General features: G+C 39.9%; 14 protein-coding genes and 1 tRNA gene. 8 read left to right on the forward strand and 7 right to left on the reverse strand.

The genetic code is table 11. The features are described 5' to 3' along the window. Window positions 1-108: 108 nt before the first annotated feature. On the reverse strand, window positions 109-1,008 hold the full coding sequence (locus GNE10_RS20775; RefSeq protein WP_185566788.1) for a hypothetical protein: 900 nt from the start codon (window positions 1,006-1,008) through the stop codon (window positions 109-111). Window positions 1,009-1,010: 2 nt separating this feature from the next. Beyond that, window positions 1,011-1,874, reverse strand: a complete 864-nt coding sequence (locus GNE10_RS20780; protein WP_185566789.1) for a hypothetical protein — start codon at window positions 1,872-1,874, stop codon at window positions 1,011-1,013. Window positions 1,875-2,136: 262 nt separating this feature from the next. Here GNE10_RS20780 and GNE10_RS20785 point away from each other — a divergent pair, with 262 nt between their 5' ends. From GNE10_RS20785 to ftsH3, 4 genes are all read left to right on the forward strand, one after another. Continuing rightward, window positions 2,137-2,922 (forward strand): hypothetical protein, encoded by a 786-nt coding sequence (locus tag GNE10_RS20785; RefSeq protein ID WP_185566790.1) that lies wholly within the window; start codon window positions 2,137-2,139, stop codon window positions 2,920-2,922. A gap of 63 nt (window positions 2,923-2,985) precedes the next feature. Beyond that, complete coding sequence (locus GNE10_RS20790; protein WP_311774833.1) at window positions 2,986-3,405, forward strand: GNAT family N-acetyltransferase; 420 nt, start codon at window positions 2,986-2,988, stop codon at window positions 3,403-3,405. Between the two features lie 11 nt (window positions 3,406-3,416). Then, complete coding sequence (locus GNE10_RS20795; protein WP_185566791.1) at window positions 3,417-4,211, forward strand: aminotransferase class IV; 795 nt, start codon at window positions 3,417-3,419, stop codon at window positions 4,209-4,211. A 124-nt stretch (window positions 4,212-4,335) separates the two neighbouring features. Further along, window positions 4,336-6,177 carry an ATP-dependent zinc metalloprotease FtsH3 gene (gene ftsH3 / locus GNE10_RS20800; RefSeq protein ID WP_073644348.1) on the forward strand — a complete coding sequence of 614 codons (1,842 nt, stop codon included), beginning with the start codon at window positions 4,336-4,338 and terminating at the stop codon, window positions 6,175-6,177. Window positions 6,178-6,616: 439 nt separating this feature from the next. Here the strand turns inward: ftsH3 and GNE10_RS20805 are convergent, their stop codons facing one another. Continuing rightward, window positions 6,617-7,609 carry an aromatic ring-hydroxylating dioxygenase subunit alpha gene (locus GNE10_RS20805; RefSeq protein ID WP_185566792.1) on the reverse strand — a complete coding sequence of 331 codons (993 nt, stop codon included), beginning with the start codon at window positions 7,607-7,609 and terminating at the stop codon, window positions 6,617-6,619. A gap of 312 nt (window positions 7,610-7,921) precedes the next feature. On the opposite strand from GNE10_RS20805, the gene GNE10_RS20810 reads away from it, so the two are divergent. Then, window positions 7,922-9,133, forward strand: coding sequence for a calcium-binding protein (locus GNE10_RS20810; protein WP_099071304.1), 1,212 nt, complete (start codon window positions 7,922-7,924; stop codon window positions 9,131-9,133). Window positions 9,134-9,207: 74 nt separating this feature from the next. On the opposite strand, the gene GNE10_RS20815 is transcribed toward GNE10_RS20810, so the two are convergent. The 3 genes from GNE10_RS20815 to GNE10_RS20825 all read right to left on the reverse strand — a co-directional run bounded on the left by GNE10_RS20815 (window position 9,208) and on the right by GNE10_RS20825 (window position 10,907). Beyond that, window positions 9,208-9,280 (reverse strand) — tRNA-Arg (locus tag GNE10_RS20815). 47 nt (window positions 9,281-9,327) lie between these two features. Beyond that, window positions 9,328-10,521 carry a murein hydrolase activator EnvC gene (locus tag GNE10_RS20820; protein WP_099071307.1) on the reverse strand — a complete coding sequence of 398 codons (1,194 nt, stop codon included), beginning with the start codon at window positions 10,519-10,521 and terminating at the stop codon, window positions 9,328-9,330. 65 nt (window positions 10,522-10,586) lie between these two features. Continuing rightward, window positions 10,587-10,907 carry an alpha/beta fold hydrolase gene (locus GNE10_RS20825; protein WP_221642929.1) on the reverse strand — a complete coding sequence of 107 codons (321 nt, stop codon included), beginning with the start codon at window positions 10,905-10,907 and terminating at the stop codon, window positions 10,587-10,589. 35 nt (window positions 10,908-10,942) lie between these two features. Here GNE10_RS20825 and GNE10_RS20830 point away from each other — a divergent pair, with 35 nt between their 5' ends. Together GNE10_RS20830 and GNE10_RS20835 are read left to right on the forward strand one after the other, a co-directional pair. Beyond that, window positions 10,943-11,446 carry an RICIN domain-containing protein gene (locus tag GNE10_RS20830; protein WP_099071309.1) on the forward strand — a complete coding sequence of 168 codons (504 nt, stop codon included), beginning with the start codon at window positions 10,943-10,945 and terminating at the stop codon, window positions 11,444-11,446. Window positions 11,447-11,650: 204 nt separating this feature from the next. Then, complete coding sequence (locus tag GNE10_RS20835; RefSeq protein ID WP_099071310.1) at window positions 11,651-12,160, forward strand: hypothetical protein; 510 nt, start codon at window positions 11,651-11,653, stop codon at window positions 12,158-12,160. A gap of 549 nt (window positions 12,161-12,709) precedes the next feature. Here GNE10_RS20835 and GNE10_RS20840 read toward each other — a convergent pair. Further along, on the reverse strand, window positions 12,710-13,054 hold the full coding sequence (locus GNE10_RS20840; RefSeq protein WP_260446968.1) for a triacylglycerol lipase: 345 nt from the start codon (window positions 13,052-13,054) through the stop codon (window positions 12,710-12,712). 632 nt (window positions 13,055-13,686) lie between these two features. Here GNE10_RS20840 and GNE10_RS20845 point away from each other — a divergent pair. Beyond that, window positions 13,687-14,889: an ABC exporter membrane fusion protein gene (locus GNE10_RS20845; RefSeq protein ID WP_185566794.1), complete on the forward strand. Its 1,203-nt coding sequence runs from the start codon at window positions 13,687-13,689 to the stop codon at window positions 14,887-14,889. Window positions 14,890-14,940 lie beyond the last annotated feature (51 nt).

Consider the following 14,940-nt stretch of genomic DNA (forward strand, 5'->3'; position numbering starts at 1 on the left):
GGGAGACAAAGCGTAGCTTTGGCGGGGTGGGGTAATATCGGTGTTGACTGTTGACTGTTAAGAGTGAACAGGCATAACATTTAATATTTCACAAATTATTGAGGATTGCTATAGTAACTGACGCAAAATCAATTTGCCAACTAGTGGTTGGACAAAAGTTAAAATGTATTCTACTAATTTTGGTGCAACAACTGAAATAAATGGCAATATAAAAACATTCAGTTCGCTAAAGTTATGAATACCACCAATGGCAATGCTAGGAATTAGACAAACTAGCATCCACGCCAACCAATCTATAAATTTAGAGTTGATAGCAGTCAGTTTTTGAAACTGATTAACAAGCACGTAGCGGGTAGCAGCAAATAATATAGTTAAACTCAACCAAGCAAATATTGATAGTATCGCATTTGCTGGATTAAGATTATACACCACAAAACCAGCCGTTAAGGATGAAGCTACTTCCCAAATTAATAATTTGGGTTGAATTTGCAAACTACTTATTAGTTGTTCAGTCAGCCAATAATGAGCAAAAACAATTTTAGAAAAATTAGCATTTTGGATTAAATTATATTTAATTTTGTGAAATATATCGCCAGAAAAAATTACACTGGTTTGTAAAATAATATCTTCATATTCATAAGTATCTGAAGATATTTGAGATTCGTTATAGTAAGAATTAAAATTAATTCCAGATTGTAAACTGGTTTCTTGTTGTGCAGTTTTACTGAAAAAAAGCTGTAAAATATTTAAAGATAAATTTTTAGTAGTGAAATTTTGATTTTCAAATACTAGATGACTACTGAAACAGCTATAATACCACAAATAAATTATCAGTTTTGGCGGGATTTCAAGAGAAGCACTATTTTCTTTGGCTTGCTGAATTTGCTTGATAATTTCCTCATTTAAGTAAAAACTACACTGCCCTGCTTCAATTTTAATTTGAAAGCGATCGCCTCCAGGAATTTGTAGTAATATTTTGTTATCTTCTGTTAAAAAACTTGCATTCATTTTTAAGATAACTTTGCAATATTTTGAACCAAATTAATTAAAAAACTAAAAGTTCCACGCCACTGTTTTTCTCCAGCAACTAGCCCTTCATTATGCGTAGTTATAATCGAATTTTTAGCTTCTTCAGGTAAATTAAACAATTCTTTATTGTAACGAGTGATAATATCCCCATCTAACTGCATCACAGTTTGGGCATAAATGATATCAGTTTGAGTACTTGTCACATTATTACTATCAAGGGCTGCTTTCAGTTCAGCTATTTTACGCAAAGTACGCACAAATTTCGCATTTTTTAACAATTTTTGAATTTCTTGATAATTTTCAATCCAATCTTCTTGATGATTCGCATCTTTTTCATCAATTACCGGAGTTGGAGCGGGTAGTATTGGTTTGGCTAGCTTAATATTATTTTCATCAGCTTCCACTATATTTTCTTGACGTTTCTTCGCTTCTTCAAGGTTCTGACGATATCGTGTTATCCTCTCATCCTGAGGATTATAAAAACCAGAATCTTGTTCTAGCAAAAGATAAAAATATTCTCTTTCCAGTTGGTCAAATAGACTTCTATAATGCTGACGCAGTGCTTGAGCTTGAGAACCTTCTTTAGGAATTCCTTTAATCTCAAAATAGTTTTGATCGTGTATCGAATAAATTTCTTGATATGCTTCCCAAGCATTAAATTTTGACCCATTAATTCTTTCCACAACTATAGTATTCACTTCTAAAGCTGTGATGTCAGAAACTAATGTTTGTACAGAGGATACTAAATTATTTAACACTCCTCTAGCTAAGTTTTTAATATCTGGGGATTCACCACCTTTCGTCTGAATATCATTACGGTTTTTAGTTTGAAGCTCATTAGACATATAGCAGTCCTAAATCATTTGTGAAATCTTACTGCTGTTGACCGTTGACTGTCAACTGTTAACAGTTAACGACCACTATTAAAATTTTTCACAACTCAAATAAAATTGCTATAGAACATATTGATTAACAAAATTAACATTCAAGCGATGACTGATGACAGTTAACTGTTCACTGTCAATTATGAACTAGTTTTGCTCTTCTGATGCCAACGAAAAATAAGTATAATATAATACTGTTTAATTTGATGTAAAATCTCTTAACATGTTGCTATCGCGTAATGCCATTGTCACACCTTTGATAATCTGTGCGTGTATTTTGGGAGTTGGCTTGATTCAATTGCCTCGACTAGAAAAACTGCTAAATAGTAAAAAATCTGCTTCTTTAGAAAGCCTAGAAAAAGATGTGAAAGCAGAAAAAATTAAGCTTGATTTTCTCAAAAAAGTGCCTGGTTTTGGTTATGATAACTTAATAGGAGATTGGGTATATCTAAATTTTTTACAATATTTTGGGGATGATGAAATCCGGGATAAAACAGGTTATGGTTTAAGTCCAGAATATTTTGAAGTCATTCTAGAACGCGACCCGCGATTTTTGGCAGCCTATCGCAGTCTTTCCGTTAGCACTTCATTGTATGCTGCCATGCCAGAACGAGCGATCGCATTATCAGAAAAAGGCTTAAAATCCCTATCTCCGTGGGTTCCGGAAAAGTCTTATTACGTGTGGCGCTATAAAGGAACCGATGAGTTATTATTTTTAGGCAACCCTCAAGCCGCCGAACATTCTTTTGCAACAGCAGCAAATTGGGCGAAAAACTTTTCAGATGAAGAAAGCCAATTTGTCGCCGCTAGTTCTCAAAAAACTGCTGAATTTCTTAAGCGCAATCCTCAAAGTAAATATGCTCAAATTGCTACTTGGGCAATGGTGTTAAATAATCAAGTTGACGAAAAAACTCGTAAACGCGCAATTAGAGAAATCGAAATTTTGGGAGGAAAAGTAATTAAAACTCCTGAAGGAAATTCTAAAATTGTATTTCCGCCAAAGGATTAAATTGCTGGATGATTGTTGACTGATGATTAAAGAAAACGCGTAGTATTTTTAGGAGTAATAGCGGTGTCAATACAATTAGCAGAATCTGATATTCAAATACTAAGCTGTTTTCCTGTGATGTCTCAGTTGCGTCCTCACCTTGAGGAAGACAAGTTTATAGAACAAGTTAGATATCAGATGAAAGAAGGATACAAAATTGCATTTTTGGAGATAGACAAACAAACTCTTGCTGTTGCTGGATTTCGTATTTTGACGTGTTTAGCGTCGGGTAAATTTTTATATATTGATGATTTAGTTGTTGATGAGTGGAAGCGGTCACAAAACTATGGTCAACAGTTATTTCAATGGCTAATTGAATATGCAACAAATAACCACTGTCAACAACTAAGCCTTGATTCTGGTGTTCAACGATTTGCTGCTCATAGATTTTATCTCACGCAGCGTATGAGCATTACAGCTCATCACTTTTCAATAGAGTTGTAGCAACAAGCAAGATGAGTGTAAAAAATGACATTTTTTGGTATGACGGTAAATTAATTCACTCCCCAACTCTGGAATTAAATATTAACGATCCGGGTTTACTTTATGGGGCGACGATTTTTACAACTTTGCGAGTTTATGAGAATTCCCTGGATAATAATTTAACCAATTGGCAAGCACATTGCGATCGCCTACTTTTCTCGCTACAATCTTTCGGCTGGCAACAACCCAATTGGCAACGCCTCCGCCAAGGGGCCCAACTTCTCTTACCACACTTCCCGGTTCTCAGAATTACTCTGTTCCCTGATGGACGAGAGTGGATAATTGGCAGATTCTTAACGCCAGATTTGACAGAAAAACAAAAAAATGGTATTGCCTGTTGCGTTGCCAGTTCAGAATTTTCTCGTTCTCTACCTTCTCATAAAACTGGAAATTATCTGAGTGCTTGGTTAGCAAAAACTAACTCAAATGCCCAAGAAGCAATATTAACAGATGCCCAAGGCAATTGGCTGGAAACTAGCACAGGTAACCTTTGGGGATGGTATGACGGTTGTTGGTGGACGCCGCCAATCAAGGCTGGAATTTTGCCGGGAATAATGCGATCGCAACTGATAAACTACTTGCAAAACCAGCAGCAGGCAATACAAGAAGCACCTTGGAGTGTAGAGTTAGTCCAGAAATTTCAAGCGATCGCCTACACTAATAGTGTGGTCGAGATTATCCCCATTCACACCGTTTATCAGCCTACAGGATCGCTACAATATAATCCACACCATCCTAGTTTTCAGCAAATAAAGGGGCTTTTTTAACATGACAGCAACGCCATTCTGTTATATCTTAAGATAAGTTAACATAATTCTTAATAATGACCTCTCCGCTCACAGACAGCACTCGCTACGCGATGGCGCGAAAAATACAGGAGGATAAACCTTAGTGAATAAAAGATGGAGAAACGCAGGGCTGTATGCGCTGCTATTTATTGTTGTCATTGCCCTGGGAACAGCATTTTTTGACAAACAACCCCAAAGCAGAGAAACATGGCGGTATAGCCGCTTTATTCAAGAAGTTGAACAAGGCAGAGTAGAAAAAGTCAGTCTGAGTGCAGACCGTTCTACAGCGTTGGTTACACCCAAATACGACCCCAATAAACGGCTCGTAACCTTGGTCAACGACCCAGATTTAATCAATACTTTGACATCAAAAGGCGTTGATATTTCAGTATTGCCCCAAACCGATGAAGGATTTTGGTTTAAGGCACTCAGCAGCTTATTTTTCCCTGTATTACTTTTGGTTGGCTTATTCTTCTTGCTACGTCGCGCTCAAAGTGGCCCTGGAAGCCAAGCAATGAACTTTGGTAAATCCAAAGCCAGAGTCCAAATGGAACCGCAAACACAGGTGACATTTGGTGATGTAGCTGGTATCGACCAAGCCAAGTTGGAATTAAACGAAGTCGTAGACTTTCTCAAAAACGCCGATCGCTTTACTGCCGTTGGTGCAAAAATTCCTAAAGGCGTGCTGTTAGTTGGCCCTCCTGGTACTGGTAAAACCCTCCTGGCTCGTGCTGTAGCTGGTGAAGCAGGTGTACCTTTCTTCTCAATTTCTGGTTCAGAATTTGTGGAAATGTTCGTGGGTGTCGGTGCATCCCGCGTCCGCGATTTATTTGAACAAGCCAAATCTAACGCTCCCTGTATCGTCTTCATCGATGAAATTGACGCGGTAGGTCGTCAACGGGGTGCAGGTTTAGGTGGTGGTAACGATGAGCGGGAACAAACCCTCAACCAGCTGCTCACAGAAATGGACGGCTTTGAAGGTAACACTGGCATCATTATTATCGCTGCTACTAACCGTCCTGATGTTCTCGATGCAGCACTGTTGCGTCCTGGTCGTTTTGACCGTCAAGTAGTAGTAGACCGTCCCGATTATTCTGGACGCAGCGAAATCCTCAAGGTACACGCCCGTGGTAAGACCTTGGCGAAAGATGTGGACTTGGATAAAATCGCTCGTCGTACCCCTGGATTTACCGGTGCAGATTTATCCAACTTGTTAAACGAAGCCGCAATTTTAGCAGCACGGCGGAATTTAACTGAGATTTCAATGGATGAAATCAACGATGCCATCGATCGCGTATTAGCTGGCCCAGAGAAGAAAGACCGGGTAATGAGCGAAAAGCGCAAGACCTTGGTAGCATATCACGAAGCTGGTCACGCCTTAGTTGGTGCTTTGATGCCCGACTACGACCCAGTACAAAAAATTAGCATCATTCCTCGCGGTCGTGCAGGTGGTTTAACTTGGTTTACTCCCAGCGAAGACCGTATGGACACTGGTTTATACAGCCGCGCTTATCTAGAAAATCAGATGGCTGTAGCTTTGGGTGGACGCATCGCTGAAGAATTAATCTTTGGTGAAGAAGAAGTAACCACAGGTGCTTCCAACGACTTGCAACAAGTAGCCCGCGTTGCGCGTCAAATGATTACCAGATTTGGCATGAGCGATAAACTCGGCCCAGTGGCCCTTGGTCGTCAACAAGGTAACATGTTCCTGGGACGCGATATCATGTCAGAGCGTGATTTCTCAGAAGAAACCGCCGCCGCTATTGATGAAGAAGTCCGCAAACTTGTGGATGTCGCTTATACACGAGCTAAAGAAGTGTTAGTCGGCAACCGCCACATTCTAGATCAATTAGCGCAAATGCTGGTTGATAAAGAGACAGTAGATGCTGAAGAATTGCAAGAAATTCTGGCAAATAACGATGTGAAAACTGCTGCATTTGCCTAATTAATTAGAAGTTATGAATTAGGAGTTAGGAGTTAGGAGTTAATAATAATTTCCTAGTTCTAACATTAAAAAATCGGGGTAATTCTGGGATTTCTCAGAGTTACCCTGTTTTTTTAACAAGCTTTGCGTAAAATCGTGGCGAATTCAGGATTGAAATTTCAACGCATAGGCGTTTCGCCTTCCTGTAGGGTAGCAGCGCAGAGGTAAGCGCAAACGGACGCAGAGAATTCGCTATGTGAAATGTTGTACTGAGTTAACGTGAGCTTCTAATACCATTTCTTTGTGAGGCTGCACCAAATTTTCTTTCTTTCTTTCTTTCTTTCTTTCTTTCTTTCTTTCTTTCTTTCTTTGTGTCCTTTGCGCCCTTTGCGGTTCGTTCCTCATATAATTTGGCGCATCTTCATACAGAATTGGTATAAGGAACTTTTAAGCCTGTTGCCTATTGCCTATTGCCTCCTATAGTGCCGAAAGTAACACCCTGTTGTTTAAGCCACTTCCGATATGCAATAGAATAGCGATCGCTTGGTAAATGCACTTCTGCTTGCAAATCCAAAGGTAAGCGTCGGGGTTGCTGGGATTCAACAATGGCAATATCTTGACTAGCAACTTGATTTTGAATGTCTAGATAGATTTCCACAGGAACTTCACGAGTGTTGTTTACCATTAACCAATATTGCGCCACGCACTCATCTTCATCAATTGGTGTAATTGTATAAAAGACATTTAAACGACGCTCTCCAGGGCCGAGTTTAAAGTATGCAACTAGGGGACGGAAGATGCGGTAATCGTAAGTGTTGAAAATCAGTGGTGCTTGGTGAGGATTACCGGAATTAAAATCTAGTTCCCACAAACCACATTTGAAACTAATACCATCTGGAAGAGACTCTAATTCATAGTGCGTTAACTCAGGACGACTAGCATGGGCAAATAATCCCGAATGCATAATTGGAAAGTGCGCCGGATCGATGAAATTTTCCAGCGCCCGCAGTGGACTAGAGTGATAATGGTAGGGGCCGCAGAAAATCTTGCGATAGCCAGGATCGTCCCATTCAGAAAACGGTGCTATGTCTTGTTTTGGTGTCCCTAAACAAACCCACAGCAGATCGTAACGCTCTTGAATTTGGTAACTTTTAACACAAGCTTCTGCCGGGGGCGATTGGTCTGGATTCGCTGGAATTATTACGCATTTCCCCTCGCTGTTAAAAACTAATCCGTGGTAAGGACAAGCAAGGGTATCTTTATTAACATGTCCTAAAGAAAGGCGGGCACCACGATGAGGGCAAATGTCTTGCCAAGCTAAGACTTTGTTGCCATCATGCCAAAGTACTAGATCTAAGCCTAATAAGCGCTTGTGCAGCACTGTTCCTGGTTGGAGGTCTTGCGATCGCGCTATTACATGCCAATCATTCAGCAAAATCTGGTCTTGCACCATGAGTATCAACACCCATCAGGTCAAATACCTATATCTTAATCATCCTCTGGAAAAGCCATCAAAGCACTTTTAGGATTTGTTAACAGATTTTCAGAGGTCTCACTAAGCATATAAAGCAGCTAGGCACAGCATTGATGATTGATTTTAGCTTGTCAACTGAAATACCACGTAGTTTTTATTAACTTTTGTCTAAGTTTTCGTAAATCAGATTGAATGCTTGTGTAACTAATTTCAGTAGTATCTGATACAACTTTCAAAGAAATATTAGATATAAGAGTTTTCTTTTATTGAAATTTAGCGTGAGTAACTGCTATGGCAACTATTAATGGTACTTCTGGAAACGATATTTTGTCCGGCGATATCAATTTCTTTCCAGAAAATGACCGAATAAATGGGTTCGATGGTGACGATCAACTGTCGGGGGGAAGTGGTAATGACACCATTGATGCTGGTGCAGGAAATGATTACATACAAGGTGGAGCTGACAACGACTCCTTACTTGGTGGTTCTGGAATCGATTATATAGATGGTGGTGGTGGGAATGACACCCTCAACGGTGGGACAGGAAATGACTTTTTAATTGGCAACTTTGGTAATGACTTCTATGTAGTTGATAGTACTGGTGACAGCATCACTGAGTACAGTGCTGAAGATGGCACAGATACGGTTCTATCTTCTGTAAGCTGGACACTGGGTAATTTTCTAGAAAATCTTACTTTAACAGGCACAGCATCAATTAATGGTACAGGTAACAGTCTGAACAATATTATTAACGGTAATAGCGGTAACAACGGTCTGACAGGTGGAGACGGCAACGACACTTTAAACGGTGGTGGAGGCAAAGACACCCTCATTGGTGGAGCGGGAAATGATACCTACATTATTGATAGTACTACTGATACATTAGTAGAATTTTCCAATGGGGGTATAGATACAGTTAGGTCTTCTGTTAGCTATACACTGAGCAATTTCTTTGATAATTTGATTCTCACAGGAAGTAACGCAATCAACGGCACCGGGAATGGTGGAAATAATGTAATTACAGGCAATAATGCCAATAATGTCCTCAATGGTAGCAGTGGCAACGATACAGTCAGTGGTTTATCCGGTAATGATACTTTAATTGGGGGATCGGGAAATGACGTACTCATAGGAGGAGGCGGCAACGATACTTTTAAATATGCTACTGGTAGTGCTTTTAGCAATGCCACAATTGGTAAAGATACAATCAGTGATTTCCACAAAACAAGTGGCGACACCGATCGCATCGCATTAAGCAAAAAAACTTTTACTGCCCTCACTAGTAATGTAGGTGTTGGCTTTAGTAAGTCCACTGAGTTTGCTGTTGTTGCTAATGACGCGGCTGCTGCCACCAGTAAAGCTTTCATAGTCTACAGCCAGGGAACAGGAAATCTGTTCTATAACCAAAACGGATCTTCATCTGGTTTCGGAACAGGAGCTGCCTTTGCCACCCTGACAAACAATCCTCTCCTAACAGCCGCTAACTTTATTATTGAGGCTTAACTTATAGGAATTACTCATCTTCCTGATTCTGTTGCTGTAAATAACAGCAACAAACAATTTGGCAATCTACAAAACGAGCGCGGAGGGATTTGAACCCCCGACCCACAGAACCGGAATCTGTTGCTCTATCCACTGAGCCACGCGCCCTTAGTCTCCTGCATTATAGCACAAATGTAATCCCATTGACTTTTGTATTAAAGATAATCGGCTGGATTTACGGGCGAACCATGACGACGTACTTCAAAGTGGAGGTGTGGCCCAGTGGATAAACCCGTGGAACCAACAGCAGCGATCGCTTGTCCTCGTTGCACGGATTGTCCTTCGGTAACATACAACTCGCTGGTATGTCCGTAGAGTGTAGTTATGCCTTTACCGTGGTCGATGATTACAGCTCTACCATAACCACCATACCAGCCAGCAAAAATGACTGTTCCTGAATCGGCTGCCCGAATTGTACTACCATAGCTAGCGGCAAAATCCATCCCTGCATGAAAGCGACGATAGCCGAGAACCGGGTGCATCCGCCAGCCAAAGGGACTGCTAGTGGGAGCATCGCTAGGATAAGCAAAAATTCCTGTCCCCTCAATGATAATGCTTGTGCGGCTGTTAGTTTTTGCTTGGGCGGCTGCTTGTGTTACCTTTTGTTGAATTAAAACTTCCAAATATTTGGATTCTCTTTCTAGCTGATTTTGCGCCGCTTCCAAGGCGAGGCGATCGCTATTTAGACGTTGAATTAATTCTGATTGTGATTGCGCTTGGGTTTGATAATCAGCTTTTTGTGCTAATAGCTGTTCGCGTATCAAAGCAATTTGGTTTTTTTGCTCCTCTACCTGTGTTTTTTGCTGATTTATCAATTTTGCTTGGGCGTTGAGTTTGACTAAAATTTGTTGGTCTGCTTGATAAACTAACTTCAGCTGATGACGACGGGTAATAAAGTCGCTGATACTTTGACTTTGCAGCAAAACAGCCCATCCTTGACTAGCTGGCGATCGCTGGAGATAGCGCAATCGTGCTACTGTTGCTACTTGACTAGTTTCATAGGAACGTTGAGCTATGGCTAAATCATTTTCTAAGTGTTGCAAACCAAGGTTTGCCTGTTGCAATCGCAATTCGCTTTCTTGAATATAACTATCAGTGGTTTTGAGATTTTGCTTTAAACCAGTGAGATGTTGTTGCGCCTGTTGCTGAAGATTTGTTAAGCGATCGCGTTCGTTAACTACACTCTGATGCTGCTGGTTCATTTGTTGCTGTTGTTGCCGTAACATATCAATAGACTGTGTAGAGTTGGCGCTTACTGGAATTAAAGCCAAACAAACCCAACAAATACAGGCAAATACAACAGATAAATGCCAAAAAATCTGCTTTTTTTCTATAAATAGCGCTCTCATAGTGTGAGACTAACCAAAACGATGCTTTCATACACTATGAGGATTATTCCCAAAATCTGATTAATTCACTCTACTAGGCAATGGTTAGTTAATATTGAGGCCAAGTCATAGGGACGAGATAAATGTGGACAATGTCCTCCAGGGAGTTCTATGGCTTCAATTCCCAACCGCTTGCGCGCAGCATAACGCGACCATGCAGGAGAAATTATCAGGTCATCAGTACAAAAAATATATTTACAATCTACATTTGGTAAAGCCTGCAAAGGATTGGCTTCAAAAATATATGCCATTGATTGCTGTAAACGTCTTTTTGATAGCGCCCAACGCATAATATCTGGTTGACAATCTTGATAAAAAACTTCCATCAATACAGCTTCATCGAACATAATCTTAGTTAGCGATCGGCAGGGGTATTCACATTATGAAAAGTGCCATAGTCAGTTTGTTTGTGATTGGCACATTAGGTGCAACACTAACATCAATGGTCTCTGCAAGCCTTACGGAGCAACGCTACTACATACAAGCTAAGCATAGCGGCAAGTGTGTACACCAGCATGGGGGAATTAGAAACATCGGAGGACTTGTCACACAATGGGAGTGCATCAATCAACCAAACGTTCAATTAACACGGGGATGGGCAGAAAATGGTTATTTTGTTCTTCGTTTTAAACATAGCGACCTCTGCTTGACCGTGAAAAATGGATTGTCAGCAAATGGTACTGATATCATCCAATCGACTTGTACAGGATCATCTTCTCAAAAGTGGCGTGAAGTTCGTGTTGATGGATCGTATGTAAAGATTCAGTCTGCAATCGGCTCATGCTTACACCAACACGGAGGCATTATGGACAATGGCGGTAGAATCACCCTATGGGAGTGCGTCGATCAACCGAATGTCATGTGGAAAATTATTCGAGCCAACTGAATCAGTAATACAAGCATATTTAACCTAATGTCAAGTGGAAGATAAATAGGTTACTTATCAGGTTTTATGTGAAAAATCAGGATGCATTGCATAAAACCAAAAAATCAATCATATAAACCAACATAAAGCCATTGACACAGAATTGAAAGACCCAATTCACACTATGAATAAACACTCACTGCTACAAAATATTGGAGATATTCCATGTCATTAATAAAATTATGTATTTCACCAACCTTGATTGCAACTTTGACATGTAGCATATTAGCTAGCTTTACAGCCATAGCGAATGCTCAACCAACGCACACTATACAGTTAGCTCAAAAATATCCAACAATTCAAAGAGTTCAAAAGACTGTCACAATTCAGGGAAATATAGTGAAAGGAAATCCCACAATTGAGAATATTTTTTGCGAGCGAATTAATGTAAGTCTGACAGAGTTTATTCCCACTGAACCTAAACCGGGTCAATTTAATGTTCCTACACAGCGATCTGTAGTTCAACCAATTGCAGCTACAGGAAATCATCTCGGTGAAGGTTGTACTTATAGTCTACCATTACATTACTTGCCCAAGATTAGACCTTATGGAGAAAGCACTTTTAAAATTCGTGCTGATTCTATTGATGGAATAGTTGGTGAGCAATCACTAAGCTATCCATTTCCTAACAATATCGATATACCACTATTTCCACCGCCACCTCCTCCTCGATAAGGCACTTACCAGTAAATAAATCCCCAGCCTTATTAAAACGAATAACCGACTACGCCCACTCAAAACCACGTTCGCGTAGCGTCTCCAAAGGAGAAGGCTGGGGATTTATTTTTATGGATCTCCCTAATTAGAAAACACGCACTACACACATCATTCAAAGCTTATCATGAGCTAGCAATTTCAGACTGCCAAGTAACAAATAAAGAGTCAAAAAAGACGATGAAAATTTTAAAATCATTAGCCATCACTGCGATTTTAGATTTGTGGTCGTTTCCTGCACTAGCAATCCCAATCTACGCAATCAAATCAGATGGAGATATGCTTTTTTATAAGCATACGGGTAGTGACGATGGCTCACCTACTTGGCCTATTCAACAGGGCAAGTGCATCTTGTCAATAAGACAGCCATAATCTCAATAAACACACAAGTAATCGCATTAATCCTGCTTATTGCTAATAGATTAGGCGATCGCTATTAGCCTGTAGAAATGAACAGAACCATAAGTCCTTATTCTCTCCTTTATGCATTAAATGTATATTTTGTCAATCCTATTTGAGATGCTCTGACCCTGGATGGCAGAATTGATCGATGGTACTGATTCCTGGATATGGAATCAGGGCAGTTAAGAATACCAGTTGACTTACTCGATGAGCTTCTGCAACCAGAGGAATAACCGTACCAGCCATTGAATGACCAACCAACACAATATCATCATCAGTTTTTGGAAGCGCTTGCAATATTACATCAGCGAATTGCGATAAACTTGCAGATGCATCTTCAATTGGCAAATCCATTGCTACTGTTTTGTGACCTTGGGCTTCCAAGTAAGGAATTAACAAATCCCAGCACCAAGCCCCTTGAAAGGCACCATGAACTAAACAAAAAAAACTCATAGCGATTTTAGGTAAATTTTATAATTTGTACTTATCTTCAGAAATACATAGTAGTTGATTGTTCACTGTTCACAGTTAACAGTCAACAGTCTTCTATGCGATATTTTTTACTTGTAATACCAATTCTCTATGAAAATGCGCCTAATTATTTTGCAATGTAGTCAATTAACCTCAGCGCTCCTTTGCGTTAAAAAATCTAATATTTAGCGCAGCCTCATAAAGAAACGGTATAAGTTCCTAATAGCGATAATATATTAATATATTTTGGCTAAATTAGACATTTTAAAAATATAAAATAAGATTTTTGTATTGTCACAAGCAGAGTTGTCTCTGAACTAATTTACATCTGATTGTTGGCACTGTTACAACCCGTAATTTCAAAAACGTTTACTATGCCATAAGTACTTTCATAAAACAAAAGTCGTTCAGTAGTAACACAAAGCTCTATTCAGCAGAGAGTTTTGTTGTTGTCATATCTGGTTAAATCACGTTATCTAAGTAAAATCTCAAAAACTTCCAATTTTATTCAGGACTTTGTACCGAACAATTAACAATTCTAAATTCTGATTTTTCAAATGTAACTTCTTCAATTTGTTATTTTTTCTGCGCCACTAGTTAAGAGGTAATCTATGGTGCGAAATTCAAAGTTAGGGTACACAACGTCCCCTAAATCTATTCTGCGCCCATCCGTTGCTATAGGTATAATTGCATCTTTATTGGTTAGCGGAATTAGTTTTTATACAGTAAAACTTTGGCAAAATTCTGTCACTCAAGAATCACCAGTGCCAGCAAAACAATTGCCACAGTTAAAAACGGTAACAGCCTTAGGAAGAATCGAACCACAGGGTGAAGTAATTAAATTATCTGCTGCGGTGTCTGCGGAAACAAGCCGAGTAGAAAAGTTGTTAGTCAAGGAGGGCGATAGTGTAAAAGCAGGACAAGTAATTGCGATTTTGAGCAGTTACGATCGCCTGCAAGCAGCATTAAAAGAAGCGCAAGAACAAGTAAAAGTCGCCCAAGCCAACCTCAACCGTATCCAAGCAGGTGCCAAACGCGGTGAAATTATCGCCCAAAAAGCAGCGATCGCCAGACTCAAAGCAGAACGCCAAGGCGATATTGATACCCAAGCAGCCACAATTGACAAATTCCAAGCACAACTGCAAAACGCCCAAGCAGAAAACCAACGCTACGAGCAACTATATCAACAAGGAGCAATTTCCGCTTCTCAACGAGACAGCAAGCGTTTAAATTTGGAAACAGCCCAAAAAAACTTGCAACAAGCCCAAGCACAGTTAAATCGCACTCAATGGACTAGCCAGCAACAAATCCAAGAAGCCACAGCAACACTAGACCGCATCAGTGAAGTCCGAGGAGTAGATGTAGCAGCAGCCCAAGCAGAAGTCAATCGTGCCCAAGCAGCCATGAATTTAGCACAAGTTAACCTCAAACAAGCCGAAGTGCGATCGCCCCAAAACGGACAGATATTCAAAATCCACACTCATCCAGGCGAATTAGTATCAAATGATGGCATTGCTGATATCGGACAAACCAGCCAAATGTATGTCATTGCTGAAGTTTACGAAAGTGATATTGCCAAAGTGCATCCAGGGCAAAAAGTAAAAATCTTCGGCTATTTTCTATCTATAGAACTCCAAGGAATCGTACATCGCAAAGGCTTGCAAGTGCAAAAGCAAAATGTCATTGACACCGATCCTGCTAACAATATCGACAGCAGAGTAGTGGAAGTCCAAATCCGACTAGATAAAGCCTCCAGTCAAAAAGCCGCCAACCTAAGCAATATGCAAGTTAAAACGGTAATTGAAATTAGTCATTAGTCATTGAGCATTGAGAGTTAAGAGTTAGGAGTTAAGAGTTAAGAATTATTC

Origin of the sequence: Nostoc sp. 2RC, assembly GCF_014222165.1 — a bacterium.
In the GTDB taxonomy this organism is placed as follows: domain Bacteria; phylum Cyanobacteriota; class Cyanobacteriia; order Cyanobacteriales; family Nostocaceae; genus Nostoc; species Nostoc linckia.

Excerpts from the sequence above, each read along its gene's own strand:
- GNE10_RS20795 (WP_185566791.1), top strand. The coding sequence starts at position 3,417 with ATGAGTGTAAAAAATGACATTTTTTGGTATGACGGTAAATTAATTCAC.
- GNE10_RS20810 (WP_099071304.1), top strand. The coding sequence starts at position 7,922 with ATGGCAACTATTAATGGTACTTCTGGAAACGATATTTTGTCCGGCGAT.
- GNE10_RS20830 (WP_099071309.1), top strand. The coding sequence starts at position 10,943 with ATGAAAAGTGCCATAGTCAGTTTGTTTGTGATTGGCACATTAGGTGCA.
- GNE10_RS20835 (WP_099071310.1), top strand. The coding sequence starts at position 11,651 with ATGTCATTAATAAAATTATGTATTTCACCAACCTTGATTGCAACTTTG.
- GNE10_RS20785 (WP_185566790.1), top strand. The coding sequence starts at position 2,137 with ATGTTGCTATCGCGTAATGCCATTGTCACACCTTTGATAATCTGTGCG.
- GNE10_RS20780 (WP_185566789.1), bottom strand. The coding sequence starts at position 1,874 with ATGTCTAATGAGCTTCAAACTAAAAACCGTAATGATATTCAGACGAAA.
- GNE10_RS20820 (WP_099071307.1), bottom strand. The coding sequence starts at position 10,521 with ATGAGAGCGCTATTTATAGAAAAAAAGCAGATTTTTTGGCATTTATCT.
- GNE10_RS20775 (WP_185566788.1), bottom strand. The coding sequence starts at position 1,008 with ATGAATGCAAGTTTTTTAACAGAAGATAACAAAATATTACTACAAATT.
- GNE10_RS20805 (WP_185566792.1), bottom strand. The coding sequence starts at position 7,609 with ATGGTGCAAGACCAGATTTTGCTGAATGATTGGCATGTAATAGCGCGA.
- GNE10_RS20840 (WP_260446968.1), bottom strand. The coding sequence starts at position 13,054 with ATGAGTTTTTTTTGTTTAGTTCATGGTGCCTTTCAAGGGGCTTGGTGC.
- GNE10_RS20825 (WP_221642929.1), bottom strand. The coding sequence starts at position 10,907 with ATGTTCGATGAAGCTGTATTGATGGAAGTTTTTTATCAAGATTGTCAA.